The sequence below is a fragment of the Streptomyces sp. NPDC001493 genome, from assembly GCF_053597235.1.
The window spans coordinates 30612-54044 of record NZ_JBSFHV010000020.1; the positions used below are offsets into that span (position 1 = coordinate 30612).

At 72.3% G+C, this 23433-nt stretch carries 19 protein-coding genes and 1 other RNA gene; 5 read left to right on the top strand and 15 right to left on the bottom strand.

Annotation, left to right across the window (positions count from 1 at the left end):
- Positions 1-85 precede the first annotated feature (85 nt).
- The 11 genes from ACWCWD_RS25990 to ACWCWD_RS26040 form a co-directional block, all read right to left on the bottom strand.
- Positions 86-1357: an NtaA/DmoA family FMN-dependent monooxygenase gene (locus ACWCWD_RS25990; protein WP_450776172.1), complete on the bottom strand. Its 1272-nt coding sequence runs from the start codon at positions 1355-1357 to the stop codon at positions 86-88.
- A 35-nt stretch (positions 1358-1392) separates the two neighbouring features.
- Positions 1393-1842, bottom strand: a complete 450-nt coding sequence (locus ACWCWD_RS25995; RefSeq protein WP_450776174.1) for a rhodanese-like domain-containing protein — start codon at positions 1840-1842, stop codon at positions 1393-1395.
- 196 nt (positions 1843-2038) lie between these two features.
- The gene (locus ACWCWD_RS26000; RefSeq protein WP_450776176.1) at positions 2039-3016 is read right to left on the bottom strand and encodes an aldo/keto reductase; all 978 of its coding nucleotides are present in this window, start codon (positions 3014-3016) and stop codon (positions 2039-2041) included.
- A gap of 85 nt (positions 3017-3101) precedes the next feature.
- Entirely contained in the window at positions 3102-3962 is an 861-nt protein-coding gene (locus ACWCWD_RS26005; RefSeq protein ID WP_450776178.1) for a sulfurtransferase, read from the bottom strand.
- Complete coding sequence (locus ACWCWD_RS26010) at positions 3959-6046, bottom strand: FAD/NAD(P)-binding protein (protein ID WP_450776180.1); 2088 nt, start codon at positions 6044-6046, stop codon at positions 3959-3961. Before ACWCWD_RS26010 ends, ACWCWD_RS26005 begins: the two co-directional genes overlap by 4 nt.
- Positions 6039-7382 (bottom strand): LLM class flavin-dependent oxidoreductase, encoded by a 1344-nt coding sequence (locus tag ACWCWD_RS26015; RefSeq protein ID WP_450776182.1) that lies wholly within the window; start codon positions 7380-7382, stop codon positions 6039-6041. The genes ACWCWD_RS26010 and ACWCWD_RS26015 overlap by 8 nt, the downstream gene beginning before the upstream one ends.
- A gap of 140 nt (positions 7383-7522) precedes the next feature.
- On the bottom strand, positions 7523-9010 hold the full coding sequence (locus tag ACWCWD_RS26020) for an aminotransferase class I/II-fold pyridoxal phosphate-dependent enzyme (protein WP_450776184.1): 1488 nt from the start codon (positions 9008-9010) through the stop codon (positions 7523-7525).
- Positions 9011-9147: 137 nt separating this feature from the next.
- Positions 9148-10239: an ABC transporter substrate-binding protein gene (locus tag ACWCWD_RS26025; RefSeq protein WP_450776186.1), complete on the bottom strand. Its 1092-nt coding sequence runs from the start codon at positions 10237-10239 to the stop codon at positions 9148-9150.
- 117 nt (positions 10240-10356) lie between these two features.
- Positions 10357-11157, bottom strand: a complete 801-nt coding sequence (locus ACWCWD_RS26030) for an ABC transporter ATP-binding protein (protein WP_450776188.1) — start codon at positions 11155-11157, stop codon at positions 10357-10359.
- On the bottom strand, positions 11154-12233 hold the full coding sequence (locus ACWCWD_RS26035) for a FecCD family ABC transporter permease (RefSeq protein WP_450776190.1): 1080 nt from the start codon (positions 12231-12233) through the stop codon (positions 11154-11156). Before ACWCWD_RS26035 ends, ACWCWD_RS26030 begins: the two co-directional genes overlap by 4 nt.
- Positions 12234-13032: 799 nt before the next feature.
- The gene (locus ACWCWD_RS26040; protein WP_450776192.1) at positions 13033-13950 is read right to left on the bottom strand and encodes a cation transporter; all 918 of its coding nucleotides are present in this window, start codon (positions 13948-13950) and stop codon (positions 13033-13035) included.
- A 287-nt stretch (positions 13951-14237) separates the two neighbouring features.
- On the opposite strand from ACWCWD_RS26040, the gene fxlM reads away from it, so the two are divergent.
- The 3 genes from fxlM (at position 14238) to ACWCWD_RS26055 (ending at position 18628) form a co-directional block, all read left to right on the top strand.
- Positions 14238-16643: a methyltransferase, FxLD system gene (fxlM, locus tag ACWCWD_RS26045; protein ID WP_450776194.1), complete on the top strand. Its 2406-nt coding sequence runs from the start codon at positions 14238-14240 to the stop codon at positions 16641-16643.
- Between the two features lie 73 nt (positions 16644-16716).
- A complete protein-coding gene (locus tag ACWCWD_RS26050; RefSeq protein ID WP_450776386.1) occupies positions 16717-17475 on the top strand; it encodes a PIG-L deacetylase family protein in 759 nt (252 codons plus the stop codon).
- 70 nt (positions 17476-17545) lie between these two features.
- On the top strand, positions 17546-18628 hold the full coding sequence (locus tag ACWCWD_RS26055) for an NUDIX domain-containing protein (protein WP_450776196.1): 1083 nt from the start codon (positions 17546-17548) through the stop codon (positions 18626-18628).
- Between the two features lie 39 nt (positions 18629-18667).
- Here the strand turns inward: ACWCWD_RS26055 and ACWCWD_RS26060 are convergent, their stop codons facing one another.
- Entirely contained in the window at positions 18668-19312 is a 645-nt protein-coding gene (locus tag ACWCWD_RS26060) for a DUF1707 SHOCT-like domain-containing protein (RefSeq protein ID WP_450776198.1), read from the bottom strand.
- 540 nt (positions 19313-19852) lie between these two features.
- Between ACWCWD_RS26060 and ACWCWD_RS26065 the strand changes: the two genes are divergently transcribed.
- On the top strand, positions 19853-20368 hold the full coding sequence (locus ACWCWD_RS26065) for a hypothetical protein (RefSeq protein ID WP_450776200.1): 516 nt from the start codon (positions 19853-19855) through the stop codon (positions 20366-20368).
- A 76-nt stretch (positions 20369-20444) separates the two neighbouring features.
- Complete coding sequence (locus tag ACWCWD_RS26070; RefSeq protein WP_450776202.1) at positions 20445-20978, top strand: hypothetical protein; 534 nt, start codon at positions 20445-20447, stop codon at positions 20976-20978.
- An 85-nt stretch (positions 20979-21063) separates the two neighbouring features.
- On the opposite strand, the gene ACWCWD_RS26075 is transcribed toward ACWCWD_RS26070, so the two are convergent.
- From ACWCWD_RS26075 to ACWCWD_RS26085, 3 genes are all read right to left on the bottom strand, one after another.
- Complete coding sequence (locus tag ACWCWD_RS26075; protein WP_450776204.1) at positions 21064-22191, bottom strand: NADAR family protein; 1128 nt, start codon at positions 22189-22191, stop codon at positions 21064-21066.
- 155 nt (positions 22192-22346) lie between these two features.
- An RNA gene (gene rnpB / locus ACWCWD_RS26080) (RNase P RNA component class A) lies at positions 22347-22748 on the bottom strand.
- A gap of 117 nt (positions 22749-22865) precedes the next feature.
- A complete protein-coding gene (locus tag ACWCWD_RS26085) occupies positions 22866-23432 on the bottom strand; it encodes a TetR/AcrR family transcriptional regulator (protein WP_450776206.1) in 567 nt (188 codons plus the stop codon).
- Position 23433: the final 1 nt, after the last annotated feature.

Below are 23433 nucleotides of genomic sequence, written 5' to 3' on the forward strand. Positions count from 1 at the left end.
CACCGCCACGGGGCTGTTCGCGGGAAAGGCCCGCCCGGTTCCCGAACAGCCCTTCGGGAACCGGGCGGTGACCGTCGCGCGCGGGTCAGGCGATGCCCAGGTGGTGCTTGAGGGTCGGCCCCTCGTAGTCGTGCCGGAAGAGCCCCGCGCGGCGCAGCGCGGGCACCACGCCCCGGGTCAGCAGGTCGAGTCCTTCGGGGAGATGGCTGTGCGAGAGGACGAACCCGTCCGCGGCGCGCTCCTGGAAGAGTCCGGCCAGCTCGGCGGCCACCTGTTCGGGTGTTCCGGTGAATCCGAGGTGCAGGCTGTCCTGCCGGTGCTTGACCGCCAACTGCCGTACGGTCCGCCGGTGATGGGTGCGCAGCCAGGCGGCACCCCGCTGGTACCGCTCGTCGCGCAGCGCCTCGGCCTCTTCGAGCAGGGTGAGCGGAATCGGTGCGTCGAGCGGGAGTTCGGCGAGCCGCAGATGAGGGCTGACGACCGTCTGGAGGTAGGCGACGGCCTTGTCGATGTCGATGCCGTCGACCCATTCGCTCTCCAGCGCTCTCGCGTCGGCCTCGGTGGCGCCGAGGACGACATGGGTGCCGAGGAGGATCTTCAGCGACTCCGGGTCGCGACCCTTGCGCCGGGCGCGGTCCTTCATGTCGGCGTAGAACGCCTGGGCGCCGGCGACGTCGTCGGCGGCGGCGAAGACCACGTCGGCGTAGGTCGCGGCGAAGTCGCGGCCCTCCTCGGAGCGGCCGGCCTGGACGAGTACCGGCCTTCCCTGCGGTGGCCGGTGAATGTTGAGCGGGCCCGCGACCTGGAAGTGTTCGCCGCGGTGGCCGAGCGGGCGGATGCGTGCCTCGTCCGCGAAGACTCCGGCCTCGCGGTCGAGGACCAGCGCGTCGGGCTCCCAGCTCTCCCAGAGGCCGATGGCGACGTCCACGAACTCGCGGGCACGGGCGTACCGGGCGGCCTTGGGGGGCAGCGGCTGGTCGCCGTAGTTCTCCTCGCCGACCGTGGAGGTGACCATGTTCCACCCGGCGCGGCCCCCGCTGAGGTGGTCCAGGGAGGCGAACTGGCGGGCCAGCGTGTACGGCGCGTTGAAGGTGGTCGACGCCGTGCCGATGAGGCCGATGTGCTCGGTACGCGCCATCAGCGCCGAGAGGACGACCATCGGCTCCAGGTAGTGCGGCGGGCCGCTCGCCCGGACCCGCGAGGGGTCGAGGCGCATGTTGTCGGCGCGGAACAGCGCGTCGAACTTCGCGTCCTCGGCGGCCCGGGCGACCTCGGAGAGCAGAGGGAGCGAGAACGCCTCCTCGATGCGGCTGTCCTTCCGCCGCCAGAGCTGTCCGGCGGGCCGCCCGACCGACATCGCCAGATGGATCCGCCGCGGCGGCCCGGCGGCCACTACTGGTCTCCGGCGGGCAGCGGGTCGGCGGCCGGCAGGGGATCGACGGCCGACGCGGGGGCGACGGTCACGGGGTCGACGGTCGGCAGCGCTTCGGCCTGCCAGCGCGCGAATCCGCCCCGGACGTGGGTGACATTGCGGTACCCGTACGCGTTCAGTTTCTCGATGATGGGATCGGAGCCGAATTCCGAATTGCAGAAGACCACGATCTCGCTGCCGTCCGCCAGATCGGAAAGCTGCGGTATCAGACTCGGCGACGCGGGGTCGAGCAGCTCGTCGGCACGCTCCTTGCCCACCTTCACCGCACCCTCGATCCCGCCCTTCGGCGCATCCGGGCGATCCCGGCGCACATCGATGAAGAGGGCGCCCGACTGGCGCTTCTTCTCGGCGACTTCGGGCTCGATCAGCTGGTCGGGGTGGTGAATGACGCGCGTCTCGGGATTGGCCATGCGAGCGATCCTCCTCGGTATTTATGATTCGACTGAACGGGCCCCGCACTTTTGATCCGAAATTCTACGGGAACCCGTCTCGCCGCCTCGAACTCTATTTCCTCAATGCCCTGCGTACAAGCACGTAACGCCCCACCGCGGGCTCGAATCATAATTTCAATGACCATTTATGATTCAGACCCGTGGTGGAGAATTCCTAGAAACCGGCCGGCCGGCGCGGTGTGTACGGCGCCTCCAGGCGCGCGGTCTCGTCCTGGTCGAGCTTGACGTCGACCGCCCCCACCAGGTCCTGGAGCTGCTCGACGGTGCTGACGCCGACGATCGGGGCGCTGACCGCGGGCTGGTGGAGGTTCCAGGCCAGGGCCACCTGGGCCCGGGTGAGCCCCCGCTCCGCGGCGACGGCGCCCACCTCGTCCACGATGGCGTGGTCCGACTCCAGCGCCTGGTTGTAGAAGCCGGCGCCCGGCTCGTCCGTCTGGAGCCGGTGGGTGACCGTGCCCCATTCACGGGCCAGCCGGCCACGGGCCAGCGGGCTCCACGGGATCACGCCGATGCCCTCTTCGAGGCAGAAGGGGTGCATCTCGCGCTCCTCCTCCCGCATCAACAGGCTGTAGTGGTCCTGCATCGAGACGAAACGGGTCCAGCCGTGCAGGTCCGCGACGTACTGCGCCCGGACGAACTCGCGGGCGTGCATCGAGGAGGCTCCGATGTACCGGACCTTCCCGGAACGCACCAGGTCGTGCAGGGTTTCGAGGGTCTCCTCCACCGGGACGGAACGGTCCAGGCGGTGGATCTGGTACAGGTCGATGTAGTCGGTGCCGAGACGGCGCAGGCTCGCGTCGACCTGGCTCAGGATGGCGCCGCGGGACAGTCCGCCGCCCTTCGGGCCGGGGCCCATCCGGCCGTTCACCTTGGTCGCGAGGACGACCTCCTCGCGTACCCCGAACTCCTTGATGAGGGCGCCGATGATTTCCTCGCTCGACCCCGCGGAGTACACGTTCGCGGTGTCGAAACAGTTGATTCCGGCCTCGAGTGCCGCACGGACGACCGGCCGGGCCCCGTCGATCCCGACGGACCACGGGTGCGGTCCGCGATCGGGTTCGCCGAAGCTCATGCACCCGATGATCAGCCGCGAGGTGACCAGGCCGGACTTTCCGAGACGCGTGTATTCCATCGAATTCTTCCTCTGTGTGGTGTTCGTGTTCGTCCGCCGGCCGGGGCATGCGGGCGGGAGGGGGAAGCGAAAAAAGGGGGCCTTTTCAGCCCGGCGTGTCACCGCCGGCGACGGGGCGGGACGGGTCGGCACTCCATTCCGACCAGGAGCCGGGATACAGCCGGCCCGGAACACCGAGGGTGCTCAGAACGAAAAGGCCGAAGGTGGCGGCGACACCGCCGCCGCAGTACAGGCCGATTTCGGTGCCGTCTTCCGCGCCGAGACCGGCGTACAGGGCGCGCAGTTCGTCCCGGCCCTTCAGCCGGCCGTCCGGGCCGAAGTGCGCCGCGACGGGCAGGTTCAGCGCGCCGGGGATGTGCCCGCCGCCGTCCTCCCCCGTGTAGGCGGCGGCCGGGCGGGCGTCGATCAGCGTGCCGGACCGGGCGAGGCGGGCGGCCCCCTCCGCGTCGAGCGTCGGCAGCGAGCCCGTCGCCACGGTGAACGTACCGCCGCCCTCGGCCGGTTCGGCGCTGCCGAGCGGGCCGCCCGCGGCGACCCACGCGTCGACGCCGCCGTCCAGGAAGCGGACGTCGGGCACGCCCGCCCAGCTGAGAACCCACCAGGCGCGGGTGGCCAGTTGGGGATCCGAGCGGGTGTGGACGACGACGACCGAGCCGTCGCCGATGCCCCAGCGCCGCACCTGCCGCTGGATCTCTTCGGCGCTCGGCAGCGGGTATCTGCCGGAGCCCGGCCGGGGTGCGCCGGCGAGCTGGGTGGAGAGGGCGACGTAGTGGGCGCCGGGCAGCCGCTCCGAGGCGTCCGGGGCGTCGGCCGGCTCGCGTCCGACCTCCAGCAGGACGAGGGCGCGGCCGCTCCCCCGTTCCTCGGGCAGGTCCAACAGGTCCCGCAGGTCCAGCAGTTGAGCGGCCGAGATCAGGGCCTCGTCCGCTCCGGTATCCGTCGTCACCCTCGTACCTCTCTCGTCGTCCTGTCCTCGGCGGCGGCCGCCCCGTACGGTTCCGGCCTGCGGCCCGCGCCGCTCCCGGGGAGGCCGCTCCACACCCCGGCCAGCACGCTCCGGGCCGTACGGTCGGTCTCCCGCAGGGCCACCGCGTCGGCGCCCGGTGCGGGCGCGGCCAGCGAGGAGACGCGGGTGTCGCGCATGAGGACACCGAGGGCGTAGAGCTGCGGCCCGGGGCCGTCGGCTCCGTCCGCCGTCCCGCCCGGCCCGTGCAGGCGTCCGGTCAGCGGGTCGGCGCGGGGTGCGGCGGTGGGTACGGGCCCGTCGGCCGACTCCAGGCGGAACGGCTCCGCGAGCCCCCGGCGGCGCAGCGCCCGCAGCAGCGGGTCGGTCCCGGTGTGGAGGTTCGGGGCCGGGACGCGCGCCTCGATCACCAGGTCCGCGCGGACTCCGCCGCCGGGCACGGCCGGTGAGCTCCACCGGGCGGACCCGGTCGGGTCGGGGCGGTCCTCGGGGGTGGCGCGTGGTCCGAGGAACCGGACCAGGCCGGAGTCGTGCAGGGCGAGGAGCTGCCGCAGCCGTACCGGCGGCGGGCCGTTGTTCAGCCGGAACGCCAGGTCGAGGTAGTCCGCGTAGCCGCCGGAGTGGCTCTCGGCGGTGAGCCCGCCGTCCTGCACCGCTGCGACCAGCACTCCGCGCGCCTTGCCGAACGACCGGTGCGCGACCTTGAGGCTGCTCGCGGCGCCCCTGGCGGTCTCGGCGAGGTCGAGGAGCAGGCGGGCCCTGATCGCGTCCCCGAACGCCTCCGGACCGGACCACTGCCGCACCGCGAGTGCCGCGTCGCCGTCCAGGTCGAGCCGGAGCTCCGGTTCGGGTACCGCCTCGGCGACCGCTTCCCGCCACTCCGGGCCCTCGGGCGGCAGGACGGCGAGCGCGTCCAGCAGGCGTCCCGGAGGGACCGCGAAGGCGTCCGGGTTCACCGTCGCGAGGTGCGCGTAGTAGTCCGTGTGGGTGTCGCGGGCGATCGCCGCGCCCACCCCGTCGAACCGCCCCGGGCGGGGCAGACCGCGCAGCGCCTCGGTGAGGAAGCGGTGCCGGCCCGCCCCGTCCGGTACGGCGGTGCCCGGGCGCCCCCAGTACGGGACCCCGTGCCGCGAGGTGGCGTGCACCACCGGCTCCTGGCCGGAGGGCTCGTAACGCAGCCCGTACGGCGTGGTGCCGTCGGGTACGAAGCGTCCGCCCCGGCCCACCGTGAGCAGGGTGGTGACGTCGAAGAAGCTCAGGCCGAGCCCTTCGACCACGACGTCCGCGCCGGGCTTGGCGTCGGACAGGTCCTGGTCGCTCGCGTTGTCGCCGCCGAGGCGCCGGACCGCCGGGCCGGGGCGGGCGGGCCGGTGGTCGCGGGCCGGCGAGTGGTCGCGGGCGGGGGTGGACCAGCCGGTGCAGAGGATCACGGCGTCGGCGAGGAGCGGTGCGGCCCCGCTCGCGAGGGTGACGCGGTAGCGCCCGCCGGTCCGCTCGACGTCGGTCGCCCGGTCGCGCCACCAGTCGTGGCGCACCCCCTGCGGGAGGGAGCCGGTCACCGTCTCGTGGCACCAGGTCAGGTAGTGGCCGAGCAACACGCGCGGGGTGCAGGTGTCGGCGGTCGCGGCCCTGACGGAGGCCGCGAGCCCGGGGCGCCGGGCCAGGTCGGCGGCGAGCGCCCGGCCGAGGACGGGGCGGCCGGTGCCGGGTGCGCCGAAGCCGCCCGCCTCCGTCCCCTCCGGCGCGTCCAGGGCTTCGGCGACCCGTCGCTGCCACTCCCAGAGACTCGGTCCGGAGACCTTCGGCCCCTCGCTGCTGACCGAGGCGTCCGGCCACACGGTGAAGGCCGACGCCGGGGTGTTCATGAGCAGGTCGGCGCACTGGTCGGTGCGCCAGATGCGGCCGGGGCCCGGCGGGTGTTCGTCGACGGAGACCAGGCGCAGCCGTCCGCCGGACGGCCGGAACTCCGCCAGGTTCGCCACCAGCCGTTCCAGGACCGACGTCCCCCGGAAGCCGCCGCCCACCACGACCACGACGCGCTCGTCCGGTATCGCCGTCTCAGGCATGGGCGACGGCTCCGGCCCGTCGCGCCGGGCGGCTGAGCCCGTAGTGTCCGCGCAGGGTCGTGCCCGGGTACGCGGGCGGGCGCAGGCCGCGCCGCCGCAGTTCGGGGACGAGGTGCTCGACCATCGCGTACGTGCCCTGGCGCAGCAGGTCCGGCTGGAGGTTGACACCGTCCAGCGCCCCGGCCCGGAACCACTCCTCCAGCTCGTCGGCGACCGTGGCGGCGTCCCCGACGAGCAGGTTGTCCGCACCGAGTCCGCCCCCGAGGCCCCGGGCGAACTCCCTTACCGTGCGCGGGCGTTCACGCTCCACGAAGCGGTGAACCGCCAGCAGGTGGGACCGGTAGGACTGGGAGCTCTCGACCGGAGGCACCGGGGGCAGCGGGGCGTCGAGCGGCAGGTGGTTCAGGTCGTAGCCGCTGAACAGGGCGATCTGTCCGAGCACATGACGGGGGTCGGCGAGCCGGTTCAACTCGGCTTCGAGGGCGCGCGCTTCGTCCGTGGTGGCGGCGACGAGGACGCGGAAGCCGGTGAAGACCCGCACCGAGTCCGGATCGCGCCCCTCGGCTACGGCGCGGGCGCGCAGGTCGGTACGGAAGGCGCGGCCCTCCTCGGCCGAACTGGCCACGGTGTACACGGAGTCGGCGTGCCGGGCGGCCAGGGAGCGGCCGTCGCCGGAGGAGCCGGCCTGCACGATGACGGGCCAGCCCTGGGGCGGGCGGGGGGAGTTGAGCGGTCCGGCGATCCGGAAGTGTTCGCCCGCGTGGTCGACGGCGTGGATCTTCTCCGGGTCGACGTACCGGCCCCGGTCGCGGTCCTCGACGATCGCTCCGTCCTCCCAGCTGTCCCAGAGCTTCTTGACGGCCGTCACGAACTCTTCGGCCCTGCGGTAGCGGGCGGCGTGTTCGGGGAGGGTGTCCTGTCCGAAGTTCCGGGCGGCGGCGGGGATGGCGCTGGTCACCACGTTCCAGCCGAAGCGGCCGCGGCTGATCCGGTCCAGGGAGGCGGTCTGGCGGGCGACGACGAAGGGGTCGGAGTAGGTGGTCGAGACGCTGCCTATCAGGCCGATGCGGCTGGTGCCGACGGCCAGTGCGGAGAGCAGGGTGAGCGGCTCGAACGCCGGTGCCACGGCGGCGGGTTCGCGCGAGAAGGTGAGCTTGTCGGCGAGGAACAGGGCGTCGAAGCCGCCGCGTTCGGCGGTGCGGGCGATGTCGAGCAGCGCGTCGATGTCGTTGATCTCCGCCAGGTCCACGGCGGGGTGGCGCCACGCGGCGGGGTGCGAGCCGGCGGGCTTGACGTTCAGGTTCAGCCCGAGCGTCGCCCGCGAGGGTCCGGTCACGTTGGTCTCCTTCGGTACATGTCTTCGGCCGGTCGGTGTCCGGCGGGTCGGGGCGGGTCGGGCCGCTTCGGGTACCGCACCCCCCGGGCCGTGGCCCGCCGGACACCGCGCGGGACGGCACCCGCCGGGGACCGCGGGCCTCAGGCGTAGAGGTCGCGCATCTGCCCGTGCATCGCGCGCCCGATCGCGTCGGCGATCCGGTCGATCGCCGCCGGGTCGTCGGGCAGCCGGAGGGTGGCGATGCGGAGGTGTCCGGCGGTGGGTGGTTCGACGAAGCTGCGGCTGCCCGCGCCGACCGAGTAGCCGGCGGTGGCGAGGTCGATGAGGGTGTCGACCTCGCTGTTCACCTCGATCCAGAGGAACTGGGCGTTCGGGCCGGAGAGGCTGGGGATGTCGCGGCGCAGCAGCGCGTCGGCGAGCGCCGCCTTGCGTTTGGCGTACACGCCGCGCGCCCGCTTGAGCGTCCGGGCGGTGGTGGAGCTCTCGATGAGGTGGGCCAGCGCGTCCTGCAGGATGCGGCTGTTGACGGCCAGCCCGTAGCTGCGGTTGTCGCGGATGCGCTCCACGGCCTCGCGCGGTCCGCCGATCACGGAGGTGCGCAGGTCGGACCCGTACGACCGGCAGAACGACCGTACGCGTACCGCCTGTCCGGGGAGTACGGTGCCGAACGTCGGGCCCGGCACGTTGGCGAGGGGGCCCACCGCGTCGTCCTCCACCACGACGACGTCGTCGTCGAAGCGGGCGATGACCTCGGCGAGTTCCGCGATGCGCGCGGCGGTCGCGGGGGGCGTCATGGCGTACGGGCCGGTGGGCTGGAACAGGTAGGTCCGGGCGCCCTGCTCCAGAGCCCTGGCGAGGGCTGCCGGGTCGGCGCCGTACGCGTCGGCGGGCACCTGGAACACGTCGAGGCCGAGGCGCCGGATGTGGTCGAGGAGGCCGGGGTTGATGGGGACGTCGATGGCGAGCTTCCCGCTCGGCCCGGCCAGCGTGGCGACGCAGAGCAGCGCGGCCTCCGCGCCGCTGCCTCCGGCGATGTAGGTCTCGGCGGCGAACGGCCAGTCCCGCTGGGCGACGGTCCGCAGCCGGTCGGTGATGTACTGCCGGACGTTGGAGTGGAGCCCCGGGCTCCGCAGCCCGGCGGCCAGCGCTTCGGCCAGGTCCGGCAGGAGTTCCGGGTCGGACGAGGCGTGCGCGAGTTCGCCGGCCTGGTTCGGCGCCGCCGCGTCCGTACCGGCGGATTCGGCGGCCGGTGCGGGGCGGGGGGTGGCGAGGGGGTCGGCGACCACGGTGCCGCCCCGCCGCCGTGTCTCCACGAGGCCCTTGCCCCGCAGCACGGCGAGGGCGTCGCGGATGTTCCGGAAGCTCACCCCGGACTGCTCGCTCAGGGCGCGGATCGTGGGCAGCCGCGTGCCCGGGCGGATCGTGCCCTCCCGGATCCTGCGTTCGAGGAGCGGCACCACGGACTCGGCGGACCCGGCTGCCGCGATGTGGTGGGCGAGCCAGTCGTCGTCGAGCTGTCCGGCGTCCGCGATGTCCTCGGCGTCCAGGACATCCGGTACGTCCGGTACGTCAGGGTGTTCCTTCGTGAGTTCTTCGGCCATCGTCTCGTTCGCCCGCGCGGAGTTCACGTCGGCCGGTGTGTGCGCCGGTCGGGCGTCACTACCGGCCGAACCGGCAGGCGCTGCCCCTCTCTTCGACTCCATGTGGCCCGGCAGGGGACGCGTCCGGACGGATACCGGCGCGAGCCCCGTCCGGACGCGCCCGGTCACTGCGCCGCCACCTGATACACGTAGCCCTGCGGCGTGAACTTCGTGGCCCCGATGAAGTCCTTCGACCACTCCTCCACGACGGACAGCGGGTCTACGTCCTGGTAGCGGTCAGGGTAGGCGAACGACGCGAAGAAGAGCGGCGAGATCTGGTTGCCCGCCAGGTCGAAGGCCCACGGGTTGAACAGGAAGAGCTTGCCGTTCCGTACGGCCTTCAGGTTCTTCCAGCCAGGCCGGGCGAGCAGTTTGTCGGCGATCGCCCTGTAATCGGCGTCGGACCGGCCGCCGTAGAGGTTGTCGGTCTCCACCACGATGATGTCGGGGTCGGCGGCCAGTACGGCCGCCGGGTCGGAGTCGATGGTGTTGCCGGGGCTGTCGGCGAAGATGCTCCTGACGTGTGCGTCGCCGAAGGCGAGGGTCTTGCCGCCCTCCACGCCGCTGGTCTTTCCGGCGTTGTCCTCGTAGTAGGCGGTGGCCCGCGTGGACTCCTGCCCGGCCCGGGCCGTGAGGGCGCCGACCTTGTCGGTGAAGGCGAGGACCTTCGCGGCCTCCTTGTCGCGCCCCAGCACCTTGCCGAGGAGCCGCACGTTGGTCTTCCAGTCCTGCGACACCCAGGAGCTCACCACCAGCACCTTGACGCCCGCCTGCTTCAGCGAGGTCTCCGCCGCCTGCCACGGCTGGTTGGCGTAGAGCACGACGGCCTGTGCGCCGCTCGCCACGATGCGCTCGTAGTTCAGCGCGTCGGCGCTGGCGCCGATCGACAGGCTCGACGGGAAGCCGGCGAAGTTCTCCTGGCCGATCGTCTTCTCGTCGATGCCGACGATCTGGTCGCGGGCGCCGAGGGCGAGCGCGAGGTCGACGTTGAAGCCGCCGACGACGGCGACCTTGTCGATCGGGCCGTCCGGGAAGGTGACCCGTCGCTTCGCGCTGTCCGTGACGGTGACGGAGGACGAACCCGCTCCCGTGCCGCCCGACGCCCCGTCGGAGCCGTCCTGCGCGTTCCCGCCGCACGCGGTCGCCAACAGGGCCGTGACGGTCAGCAGGGCCGCGGAGGCCGCTGTACGCAGCCTGCGGGTGGATGGATGGTTCACTTCTCTCCTCGTTGTTCGGTTCACGGATGTCGTCATGGGGGTGGTTCTCGGGGCGCGGGGGTGGATCTCCGGGCGCGGGTGGATCTCCGGGCGGGGGGGGAGGGCCGGCGTCGGGCGTCAGGAGGCGGCGGCCAGGGGTTCGACGGCCGCTGGTCCGATGACCGGGTGCACCTGTACGGTTCCGTCGCGCTCGAAGAGGTCGACCTCCAGGCCGTACACCTGCTCCAGCATCCGGCTGTCGTACACGTCGTTGGGGCGGCCGAACGCGATGATCCGGCCGCCCTGGAGGATCGCGACCTTGTCGCAGAAGCGGGCCGCCAGGTTGAGGTCGTGGATGGCGATGAGCGAGACGAGGTTCCGACTGCGCGTCAGATCACGTACGTGGCGCAGGGTTTCGACCTGGTAGCGCAGGTCGAGCGCGCTGGTGGGCTCGTCCAGCAGCAGGATCTCCGGCTCCTGGGCGATGGCGCGGGCGATGAGGACGCGCTGCGCCTGGCCACCGCTGAGGTCCCCCACCGAGAGCGCCGCCATGCCGGTGAGCCCCATGTGCTCGATCGCGGCGTCGGCGATCTCCCAGTCGCGGGAGCGGGGCCGCATCCCGAAGTACGGCGTACGGCCGAGCAGCACCGAGTCGCGTACGGAGAGCTGGAAGGTCGGTTCTCCGGACTGCGGCACATAGGCGACCACCTTGGCGTGTTCGCTCATCCGCAGGTGGTGGAGGGGCTTGTCCTGGAAGCTGATCGAGCCGGTGCGCATCCGGTTGACCCGGGCGATCAGCTTGGTCAGCGTCGACTTGCCCGAGCCGTTCGGTCCGAGCAGCCCGACGAACTCGCCCCGCCGCACGGCCAGGTTCACATCGTGCAGCACGGGCCGGCTGCGGGAGTAGGAGAAGGCCACGCCTTCGACGGAGAGCGTCATGACTGGGCCAACGTCCCTTTCGAGAGTACGAGGTTGATGAAGAGCGGCGCGCCGATGAGTGCGACGACGATGCCGACGGGGATGACGACCGGGGAGAGCACGGACCGGCCGACCACGTCCGCGCAGAGGATGAGCAGGCCGCCGGCTATGGCCCCGAACGGCAGCAGGTAGCGGTGGTCCGAGCCCACCACCAGGCGGGCGATGTGCGGGCCGACCAGTCCCACGAAGCCGATCACTCCGGTGAAGGACACGACGACCGCGGTGAGGACGACCACCACGACGATGAGCACCAGGCGGGTGCGGCGTACGTTGACGCCGAGGCTCGCCGCGGCGTCGTCGCCGGCGAACGCGATGGCGTTGAGCGCCTTGGCGCGGGCGAAGAGGTAAGGCAGCGTGGCCGCGAGCAGGATGGTGACGACGAGCACCTGTTGCCAGGTGGCGTCGTTCACCGAGCCGAAGGTCCAGTGGACGATCTCGGCCAGGGTGTTCTCGTCGGCGAAGAACTGCGTGGCCGAGGTGAGTGCTTCGAAGAGCTGGAAGAAGGCCATGCCGACCAGGAGCAGCGTGATGGCCTTCATACGTTTCAGGGACGCCACTCCGAGGACGATCAGCGAGACGATCAGGCTGAAGAGCAGGGCGCTGAAGATCACCACGACCGAGGACGGGGTGTGTCCGGCCTTGTTGGAGAGCACGATGGCGAGCGCGGCCCCGAAGGACGCCGCCGGGGAGAGGCCGAGGGTGTAGGGGCTCACCAGCGGGTTGCGCAGCAGCCCTTGCATGACGACCCCGGACACCGAGAGCGCGGCCCCCGCGAGGAAGGCCAACAGGGCTCGGGGCAGGCGGAGTTCGGTGACGATCACGTCCGTGGGCCGGAAGCTCTCGCTCGGCCGGGCGCCGAAGACGTGGATGGCGATGGTGTGGAGGACGTCGCCCAGGCCGATGCCCGCCGTACCGATGACGACGGAGAGCGCGATCGACAGAAGCGACACCACCAGGCTGACGCCGATGATCACCGGCCGGGACGGTCGGCCCCACAGCGGTACGGCCTGGAAGGTACGCGCGAGTGCGTTGGACATCATGCTCCGTGTCGCAGGCGGACGCCCCGTGCGCACGGTCGTTGAGCGCGCACGTCGGCGGTGGATGGGATGAATGAGGGCGGGCGAGTACGGATCACAACGAGCAATTCCGAATATGATCCGCTCTCTGCGCGGTGACAGGGCGATCGGTCGGGACCACGTCGAAGCGAGGCGACACTCAAGGAATCGGCGCCGGTGACCGGCGGTCGCGCACCCGCGCACGGGTCACCCGGACCAGCGGGCGGAAGCGGCCGGACAGGGGCGGCGGGACCTGGCAGGGCGAGCTCCACCGGCCCGGGGCACCCGTCAGGTGCTGGGCCGGCCTGGGCGAACTCAGCCGAACAGCGGGATCTCAGCCGTACAACAACAGAGACGACAACACTCGTGCCGCACCGCACTCGCGCGCACACGGTCGGTCTGCGGCAGGGTGACGCTCGACGTCGACGCCGGGCTCGCGAGGGGGCACAGCACCGTCGGTGTGAAGCTCGCAGTCATGGCCACCTCCCTTGTCCGGTCTCGTCGTGCGGCGAATCTTTTTTCTGATCCGCCGCTACGCAACGCATCATATGGGGGTCGCGTAAAGGATTTCAATCCCTGCCGGGTTCCTTCTGCCCCTTCGGAGGGGCGAGTTGGGGTGGAACCCCTCGGCGCGACGAGCGGTTCGTACGCCAACACCCGAGGTGGGACGGGGTGGACGAGGCCGCCCGGGGCCGTACGGGCTCGTCCGCGGCACCGGAGAGGACGGGAGGAGCGGCCCCGCCGGGCGGCCTCCGGTGATCCGGAGACCCGTCCGCCGGGCTCAGAGCACCAGCCCGGGATCGGAGGTGATCTCGACGACGCTCCACGGTTCGTAGGGCAGGGCGGTCAGCCCGTCCCGCAGCGCCCGGCGCACCCGGTCCTCGCCCGCGACGTCCCAGCTGTGCGGCGGCACCACGAACGCGATCTCGACGTAGAGCTTCTGACCCACCTTGCTGGTGCGCAGCACCGGTTCGGGGAGTCCTTCGGCGGCGCGCACCCGCTCCACCACCTCACGCACCCCCTGCTGCACGGCAGGTTCCGGGGCGGACTCCAGCAGCTCGGACGTTGCCTGCCGGAGCATGCGTACGGGCAGCCCGCCGAGCAGCAGGCAGCTCAGCAGGACCAGCACCGAGTCGGCGTACTGCTTCGCGCCGTGCCACACCGTCGTGCCCAGCAGCAGCGCCACCGCGCCGCCCACCGCGATGAGGAGACTGGCGACCGCACCGGCGAGCCAGACCGTGGCCTCCGTACGGATCAGGTCCGAGCGCGGGCCGCGCCGCGCCAGATGGGCGTACGTCGCGAGGCAGGCCAGCCCGGTCACCGCTCCGTACACGGCCAGGCCCAGCGCCGCCACCTCGGACCCGCCGTCGAGGATGACCCGTACCGCCTCCACGGCGGCGTAGCCGAGCGTGCCGAGCAGGGCGAGGCCCTGCACCCCCACGACCACCGGCACCAGGGTCTCCCGCCCGAACGGGAAGCGCGGCGTCGGACCGGCCGCGGCGAGGCGTGAGGCGCGCAGTGCGAGCCAGGACAGCCCGAGGCCGAGGACCGTGTAGACGCCGTCGAGGAGGATCACCTGCGATCCGGCGGCGAGCCCCCACGCCACGCCCACCACCGCGACGGCGACCGAGACCGCCATCGAGACGCGCAAGGCGCGCTGTTCGTGCCGCGCCTGCCGGGACGGCCCTCCGTCTTCCACCCCCTCATCGTTATGGGGGCCCGGCCGGGCGGCAACCGGACCCGAAAGCGCGGGGCGTCCGTACTGCTGCGCCGTTTCCGGGAGTTTCGGCCATCCTCCGCCGGGCCGGGTCCCTTGTGCCGCACGGGTTGATGCACGCCGCACGTACGTACGGCCTGGTGTGCCGCGCCCCGGGCTCGACCGAAACACACGCGTTCGTCGTCCCCGTCCCGTCGTTGAGCCTGGTGCCCCGGCCGGAGCAGCCGCCGCCCCCGGGGGCGTGTCGTCGACACAGAGGAGAGCGATCCGTGGCATACGCGAGGGCCGACTGGTCCGCACACTTCGCCGAGGGGCGCGGCTTCGCCCGGCTCGGGGACGAGGAGAAGCGGCTGCTGACCGAGCACGTCCCGGCGCCCGGGGGCGGCGGCCGGGCGCTGGACGCCTGCTGCGGTACGGGCGAACTCGCGGTGTTCCTGACCTCGCTGGGGTACGCCGTCGACGGCGCCGACTTCGCCGAGGGCGCCCTCGACCGCGCCCGCGCGGAGCACGCCGGGGCCCCGGGGGTGCGCTGGCTGAACCTGGACATCGAGCACGACGATCCGGCCCCCCTGCACGAGGACGGGTACGACCTGGTGACCTTCCGGCTCTCCGTCGCCTTCCTCCGCGACCGCTCCCGGGTCCTGCGCGGCCTCGGCGCCCGGCTCCGCGAGGGCGGCGCGGTCGTCGTGATCACTCCCGTCGTCACCCCTGTCGTCGATGGAGCCGCCTCCGATGCCGCCGCCTCCGAGGAGCGGCGCCGCATCGCCCTGGACGAGGACGAGCTCGCCCTCCTCGCCGACGGCTTCGAGGAGACCGCCCGGTTCGACGCGGCGGGCCTGGCGTTCCTGGTGCTGCGGAGGCCCGGCGGGACCTTCGTCGCGCTGGAGAAGGGCGTGCCCGCCCCGCAGGCGGTGGTCGGTGCCGCCGCGGTGGTCACCGATCCGTCCGGGCGGGTGCTCCTGGGGCGCTCGGCCAAGGGCATGTGGGAGCTGCCCGGCGGGCGGGTGGAGACGGGTGAGTCCGCGCCCGCCGCGGCCGTACGGGAGCTGGCGGAGGAGACCGGGCTGACCGCGCGTGCGGACGACGCCCATGTGCTGGCGGTGCTCCACGACGACCGGGCGGACGTGCGCCGCCTCACGGTCGTGGTCCGGGTGACCCGGTGGGGCGGGGAGCTCGGCCTGCCCGAGCCGCACCGGTTCGCCCGCTGGGAGTGGCACGACCCGCACGGTCTGGCCACGCTGGGGAACCTCTTCGCCCCCTCCGCCCAGGCGCTGCACGCGGTGTGGCCGGGGGTGCTGCCCGGGCTGGTGCCCGTCCACTCCTACCCGTGCGCCACCGCCGTACCGCCCGTGCCCGGCGAACCGGCCGAGGCGGTACGCCTCCGGGCGCGGATGGCGGACGCCGTCGCCGAGGGCGGCTGGGCGCCGTCCGCCCGGGTCCGGGCCGCGCTGCGCGAGGTGCCCAGGCACCGGTTCGTACCCGAGACCCCACCGGCCCAGGCGTACGACGACAGAAACGCGGTGGTGACCGTACGCGACTGTGCCGAGGAAGCGGTCAGCTCGGTCTCGGCGCCCTGGCTCCAGGCCGACATGATCGAACGGCTGCGCCTGGAGCCGGGGGCGGCGACGGTCCTGGAGATCGGCTCCGGCGGGTACGACGCGGAGCTGCTCGCGCACGTGCTCGGCGGACGCGGCCGGGTCGTCACCGTGGACATCGACCCGTACGTGGTGCACCGCACCGCCCGGCTCTGCGCGGAGGCCGGCAGCGGCCGGGTCACCGCCCTGCTCGGCGACGGCCGTGCGGGCGCCCCCGCCCACGTCCCGGCGGGCGGCTTCACAGGCGTGATCGTCACCCACACCGCGTCGGACATCGCCCCGGCCTGGCGGGATCAACTCGCCGAGGGTGCCCGCCTGGTCGTCCCCCTGGACATCAACGGCTGTACGCGCGCGGTCGCGCTGGTCCGGCGCGGCGAGGTCCTGGCCGCGGAGGGGTGGACGTACTGCGGCTTCGTACGGGACCGCGGCTCCGCCGCCCGTACCGCCGCCGCCCTCTCCCTGGCCGGAGGCACGGTCACCGTACGGTGGGCGGACGGTGCGCCCGGCGGCGGCGGTGACGCCACCCGGCTCGAAGAGGCGCTGCGCGGGCCGGAGTTCGAGGTGGCGACGGGCGTCTTCGTCCCCGGCGGGTACTCCTTCGAGACTCTGCTGCTCTACGTCGCGACCACCGAGCCGGGTTCCTGTCTGCTCACGGCTGCGGAGGGCTCGGTGCTGGGGGCCCGGCAGGACGCCCCCGCGCTGGTGTCCGACGGTTCTCTCGCCTGCCTGACCTGGGCCCAGATCCGCGGAGGTCCCGAACCGGCCGACCGTCGCAGCGAGTTCGTCGTACGCGCCCACGGCCCGGCCGGCCCGGAGCTGGCCGAGCGGCTCGCGGGGTGCGTACGGGCGTGGGACCGGCAGGTGCGGGACCGCGGGTACCCCGCCATGACCGTCCACCCGGGCGGCACCCCCGACGAGGAGCTGCCGCCCGGCGACGTGCTCGACATGCCGTCCGCCCGGCTGGTCCTCCGGTGGCCCGGCCGGACGACGGTCCGCCTGCCCGCGCCGGCCGCACCTTCGACGCCGTCCGCACCGTCCGCGCCTTCCGCACCGTCCACCCCTGGAGGAATCCGTGTCTGACGCCCCGCCCCGAACGGCGACGCCCGCCTCCTGGGCTCCCTCCCTCTCGCCGGACTCCGCACCCCTCCCGTCGGTGCTGGGGGTCTTCGCGCACCCCGACGACGAGAGCATCCTCGCCGGTGGTGTGCTCGCCCAGCACGCCGCCGCCGGTTCCCGCACGGCGGTCGTCACCACGACCTGGGCGCCGGACAGCCCCCGGGCCGCGGAACTCGCCGCCGCGCTGGCCGTTCTCGGCGCGGGCACACCGCGGATGCTCGGGTACCGCGACGCCCGCAACGAGTCCTCCGCGCCCGGCCGGCCCCGCCTGTGCGACGTGGACCTGGACGAGGCCGTCGCCCGGGTGGTCGCGCAGATCAGGGAGTTCCGCCCTGCCGCAGTCCTCACCCATGACGCCTTCGGCCAGCTCACCGGCCACCCGGACCATCGGCGCACCCATCAGGTGACCCTGCTCGCCGTGCAGGCCGCCGGGCTCGCCGGGCTGTACCCCGAGGCCGGTGAACCGTGGCGGACCGACGCCCTCTACGCGGGGACGCACCCCGCCTCCGAGGCGGGCGAACTCGGTCTCCTGCTGGATGGTGTCGGCAAGACGGTGCTGAGCGTGCCGGACGCGTACGCGACCACCGCCGTGGACGTGACCGACCAACTCGACGCCAAATGGGCGGCGATCGCCTCTCACCGCAGTCAACTCCTGTGCGTGCGACCGCTGCCCGCCCTCCTCTCCCGCCTCGACGCGGACCGCCGCAACCGCATCCTGCGCCACGAGTACTTCACCCGGCTCACGCCCGGACCGGTCCCCCACCCCCGTACCAACGCGAACCGCCCCCCTTCGTAACGGCGTTCGCCCCTCCCTCCACGCCCCCACTCCCCCTCTCCCCTCACTCCCTCCCAAGACCGGAGCACCGATGACAACGACCTCCCCCTCGGACGAACGGCCCGGCACGGCGATGAGCGACGAGGAGTACGGAGCCTTACGCGCCTCGGCCGCCCTGTGGGCGGGCACCTCCGTGCTGATCACCGACCAGCTCGGGCAGGTCCTGGTCCAGAGCGTCGACTACCGCGACACGCGTCTCCTGCCGGGCGGCGCCGTCGACAAGGGCGAGTCACCCGCGCACGCCGCCGCGCGCGAACTGATGGAGGAGCTCGGGGTCGCCGCCGTGGTCGACCGAGGTCTCGCCGTCGACTGGGTCTCCGCCGACACCGTCGGCGCGCCCGCGAGCATGCGGTTCCCCGGCGAACTCCTGCACGTCTTCGACGGCGGTACGTGGGACGCCGGCCGGATCGCCGAAATCCGCCTGCCCGAGAGCGAGATCACGGGCATCGAGTTCGTCGAACCCGCCCGGCTGCCCGGCCTGCTCTCCCCCGTCGACGCCCGCCGCGCCCTCTCCGCGCTGCGCGCCCGGATCAACGGCTCCGGCGCGGTGCTGCTGGAGAACGGCCGCCCGCTCGCCCCCACGGTCCTCGACCGCCTCGGCGTCCTCGGGACGGCCCGCACCGAGCAGCGCCATCCGTGGCACCCGGGCACGACCCCGGCCCGGCTGCACGCGGCCGAGGTCCGGGGGTGGCTCTTCGCACCGGACGGCCGCGTGCTCGCCCTCCTCGACCCCGACACCGGCGCCGCCCGCCTGCCGGGGGCCGAGAGCGCGGCGCACGACGGAGGCGACCCGGTGGCGACCCTGCGGCGCGGGGCCGCCGAAGACGCGGCGGCCCGGATCGGTACACCCCTGCTCCTCGGCCACCTGACGGCTCCCGCGGGCCAGCCCGGCCGGCTGCGGTACGCCGCGGCGCTCGACGGCGTCGGCCCCGCGCCCACCGACCGTACGCACACCCGTGTCCTGGCCACCCCTGAGCAGGTCGCCGAGCTCTCCGACTGGGGCCCGCCCGGGGCCGAGCAGCTCGCCGCCGTCCACCGGGCCCGCCGCCGGCTCGGTCTCCCCGAGGCCGCGCGCCGCCCGGTCACCGAACTCACCGGCGCCGCCACCTGGTAGCGGACCGGCCCCGACCTCCCTGGCCCGGCGCGGCGCTCCTCAGGCGGCGGGCCTGCGCAGCAGCCACTGCCCGAGCGTCCGCCGCGGGGGCCGCACCACCACGTTGCCGTGGGCCTTCTGGCCGACGAGCCGCACCCGCAGCATGGTCGGTACGCCGTCGGGCTGCGGCGCACGGCGGTGCTTGAGCTTGCAGTGCACCAGGACCAGGCCGTCGACATCGATCTCGACACCCGGCTTCGTGATCAGCGTCAGGCTCTTTCCCGCCATGGCCACGTCGATCCTCAGGGTGTCCTGCGTGACCACGGCCTCGGTGAAGTCGAGCGTCACGTCGCACCAGCTCACCGCGAGCTCCAGCCGCCGCGGCAGCACCCAGCGGCCCGTCCGCTCGATCGGGCCGCTGAAGACCTGCTCGATCCGGACGACGTCCTTGACCTCGGCGGCCGTACCGTCCGCGGCGACCGACAGGGCCGGCAGGTCGGCGGTGAGTACGGCCAGTTCACTCAAAGTCCGTGCCGACAGCGCGACTTCCACCCGCTCGTCCAGCTCGTCCGCGTCCAGCAGACCGTCCCCCGCCGCGATGCGCAGCACGTCCACCACCCGGTCCCGGTCGGCGTGGGAGGCCCGCAACTCGGGCGTCGAGCCGGGATCCGAGCGCTTCCCGGTGGGTGAAATCTCTCCCGACATGCTTCCGTCCTGGTCCTCACACACGTGTGCGCGACGCGGGCAGCGGCGCAGGCAGAAGACTAAGGGCTTTCCGTGATCCGTGGTGGTCGGTGCGCGCCATCGGAGCGGTCCTCTGTCCGACGCTCACGCCTGAAGGGTGTCATCGCCGTTGACGTCACGGGGGGCGATCTTGTCGCACATTGGGTCGTCAATCACCGGGACTCAATGGCCACATGGGCGGGTTACGCCGTGGTCGGAGCGCCCTTTACCGGAGTGGCCCATGTCGTCGTCGACGGGACACCCTGAGAGTTTTTCGTTTCCAAGAGCGGACAGGACAACGGAATCATCGGGAGCCACCGAAGGGACATTGGAGGGTTCGCCAAGGATCTGGCGATGGACTACCCTTTCGGCAAGGTGACGACGGGCATACCCGCGGCCCAAGCGGCCAGGACCATGAAGTTCGGAAAATCCGTCCCCCCTCAAGGCAATGCGGAGAAAAGGATCATGCGGGGAGTCGAGGCTTTCATCGGTTCCGCCTGGCAGTTCGCAGGAGATCAGTAGATGAACAACCGTCTCGGCCCTCTGGAGTACGCAAACGACTCCTGGGTCATCGGCGATCCGAACAAAGATCATCTCCGGTTCGAGCAGAGCGGAATGTCCCACTGGGTCGGAGGCGTGGGAGCACCCCCGGCTCCCTGGGACGCGTTCACCGAAATGGAGATCTACGCCGTCGCGACGCGCCTGGGCAACTCCAAGGGGCTGGCCAAGGCCAACGAGATCATCATGAACCTTTCGGGAGCGTCCGTCTCCGGCGGCGGACCTGCGCACCTCATGGCGCACCTGCGCAACGGACGCGGCGGCTGGAAAGCGGAGTTCAGCCACCACGCGCGCTGGTATCCCCCACGGGAAATCAGGATCCTCTCCCGGTTCCTCGGCCAGGTGGCCGAGCGCGGAGAGGCATCACACCTCGGAGATCCCGAATGGGTTTCCACGGTGGTCGAAAGGCTGAGACAACTTCCGCGCGGTCTTCCGCGAGCACGCGGAACGGCGATCGGGCAGATCCTGGACGAGTGCTGATCTCACGGCCCGGCTGATGCACAGGGGGGCACTCGCACCGTCGGGTGACCCCTCACGAATGACAGAAAGTCAGTAAATGAAAAACCGTCTCGGCCCTTTGGAGTATGTGAACGACTTCTGGGTCATCGGTGATCCGAACAAAGATCACCTCCGGTTCGAGCAGAGCGGAATGTCCTACTGGGTCGGAGGCGTGGGGGAGCCTCCCGTTCCCTGGGACGCGTTCACCGAAATGCGGCTCTACGCCGTCGCGACGCGACTGGGCAACTCCAAGCGGATGGCCAAATTGACCCAAATCATGGCGAACCTCCAAGGAGCATCAGCTTTCTACGTCGGACCGGCACACCTCGTGGCGCATCTGCGCAACGGACGCGGCGGCTGGGAAGCGGAGTTCAGCCACCACGCGCGCTGGTATCCCCCACGGGAAATCAGGATCCTCTCCCGGTTCCTCGGCCAGGTGGCCGAGCGCGGAGAGGCATCACACCTCGGGGACCCCGAATGGGTTTCCACGGTGGTCGAAAGACTGAGACAACTCCCGCGCAGTCTTCCGCGAGCACGCAGAACGGCGATCGGGCAGATCCTGGACGACTGCCCGCTGATCCTGACGGGCTGACCGCCGACCGTAGGCGGCGGCACCCGGCAAAGCCCGGAAGGGCCCCCGGCACACGGCGAATTCGCAGGGCCCTTTCCGCGGTCGGTCACTGCAGAATGTTCAGCCTGGCGGCGACGAGTTCGGAGCGGGTCAGCTCCAGCAGTCGGCCCATCCAGTTCCGTCCTTCGAGCCCGCGTTGCCCCCAAAAGGTCGACCCGACCTCGGTGTAGATCAATCGGGACGCGCCTGTTGCCATCAACGTCTCGGCGAATTCGGGGTGTTGCTGGAACTTCGCACGCAGCAGGCGCGTCATGACGGCGACCCGAACCTGGGGCCAGTCGTCGCGCACGGTGGAATCCTCGGCGATCTTCCGCGCGTCGCGCGGGTTTTCCGCGCCAAGGATCTCGGCCTGTCGGCGCTCGTCGGCGACCGCCAGCGCCCAGTAGGCGTGCGTAACCGTGGGGTAGGTCCGGTTGCCCATGACGATCGGTGCGGGGAACTCGTTGCGCAGCACGAGAGGACCCGGGTTCTCGGGCCAGCCGCGCGGGAAGACGATCTGATTGAGGTGGACGCTGCTCCCGACCGGTTCCGTCGGGCCGTCGGCAGGTGTCTCCGTCTCGTACCGCTTCCGCAGCTGCTCGCGCTCCGCGAAGTACTCCAGCGCGGAGGCGTGCATCTCCTCGGTGACATCGACGGTGCTTCCGTTTCCCAGCTCGATCCGGTTCCCCGGGCCGGTCGCGATCGCCCTGAGAGGGAAGTCCTTTCTGTCCATGTCGCCCAGGGCGTATCTCCGCAGGTGTTCCGGGATGGCGTCGTAGGCTTCCCGGACAGCGGTCCGGTTGGCCTCGGTCGGCTGCTGTCGGAAGACGTCGACGGCGGCGAGACAGCGGCGGGTGGAGTCCGGACGGCCGTTGAGGTTGTCGATGTCGTCGCGGACCTCGCCGAGCAGCATCTCGGGGGTCAGCCAGGTCCTGGGCTCGGCGAATTTCCACGAGGCGAGATGGTGGGCCGATGCCCGGGCGCCTTCGGGCAGGTCGGTGGCGACCCATCCGGAGGCGAGCTTGCCGGCGAAGCCGTCCAGGGTCTCCAGACCCCAGCAGTCCACCATCCCGTCGGCGTAGATCAGCAGGTCGGTGAGGAAGTACCCGCTGCCGTTGCGGATGAAGGCGTGCCGCCAGGTGCCCTCGATGCGCTCGCCGTCCACGTCCCGCCACGTCCGCTGTCGTATCGCCATGCGCGACAGGGTAGCCGTCGGGGTTTTCGCGAGATCGGGATGTTCCGGCTCGGGGCTCGGGGCTGACCGCCGACGGAGTGGCAGCCTCTCGGAAAGCCGGAAAGGGCCCCCGGTGCAAGCCGGGGGCCCTTTCCGGGCAAAGCAGCAGGTGGCGGCAGACGAGTCGGGCTGTACGCCGGGTTCTGTCGCCCGGTCGCCTCGCGGCGGCCGGGGAGACGGCCATCCATCTAGGACCGGCATTGCTGCCGGCCTCCTGCGGTCTACCCGCGAACTCGGGCGGGCCGCCCTCGAACGTTCGCGCAGGGCCGTCTTGCGACGGTCCTTCTTGACCTTGCTCCGGGTGGGGTTTACCTAGCCGCCTGAGTCACCTCAGGCGCTGGTGGTCTCTTACACCACCGTTTCACCCTTACCCGGGACCTGGGTCCCGGGCGGTCTGTTTTCTGTGGCACTGTCCCGCGAGTCACCTCGGGTGGCCGTTAGCCACCACCCTGCCCTGTGGAGCCCGGACGTTCCTCGGGGAGATCCGGAGATCCCCACGCGGCCGTCCGCCCGGCTCGTCTGCCGTGGGGCCATCGTACCCGGCGCGGAAGGGCTCCCGCCTGCGGCTCCTCGCCGCTCCCCGCTCATGGCAGGGAGAACGGCCCCGCCTCCCGGTCGCTCAGCCGCCCCCCGCCTCACCCCGGGAAGGCCGTGAAGGCGGTGATGCCCGCGGTCCAGGCCTCGGTGAGGTCGGTGTCCGGCGGGAAGCGGCCGTTCAGTTCGAGGACGACCATGCCGTGTGCGAACGCCCAGGCGGCTCTGGCGCGGTCCGCGTCGCCGGCGACGGCCCGGTAGAGGGGGGCGGCGGCCTCGCGGCGGTCGGGGACGAGGGCCGGGAGGTCCGGGCGGCAGCCGGTGGCGAGCAGGTAGAGGTGGGGGTGGGCCAGGGCGTAGGCGCGGTAGGCCGTGGCCAGGACGGGGAACGAGCCGGGCGCCGATGCCTCGGCGGCGGTCAGCACGGCAGCCGTCTCGCGGTACATCTCGGCCGCCAGGGCCGCCACCACCGAGGACTTGTCGGGGAAGTACTTGTACAGGGACGAGGCCCGGAACCCGACTCGTTCGGCCAGGCGCCGCATGGTGAGGGCCTCCGGGCCCTCCTCCTCCAGCAGGGCGCGGGCTGCGGCGACGATCTGCCGGGGGCGGCCGGTGGCGGGACTTTCGACACACGACCCAGGGGCGGCACGGACGGCGAGGTCGGTCACG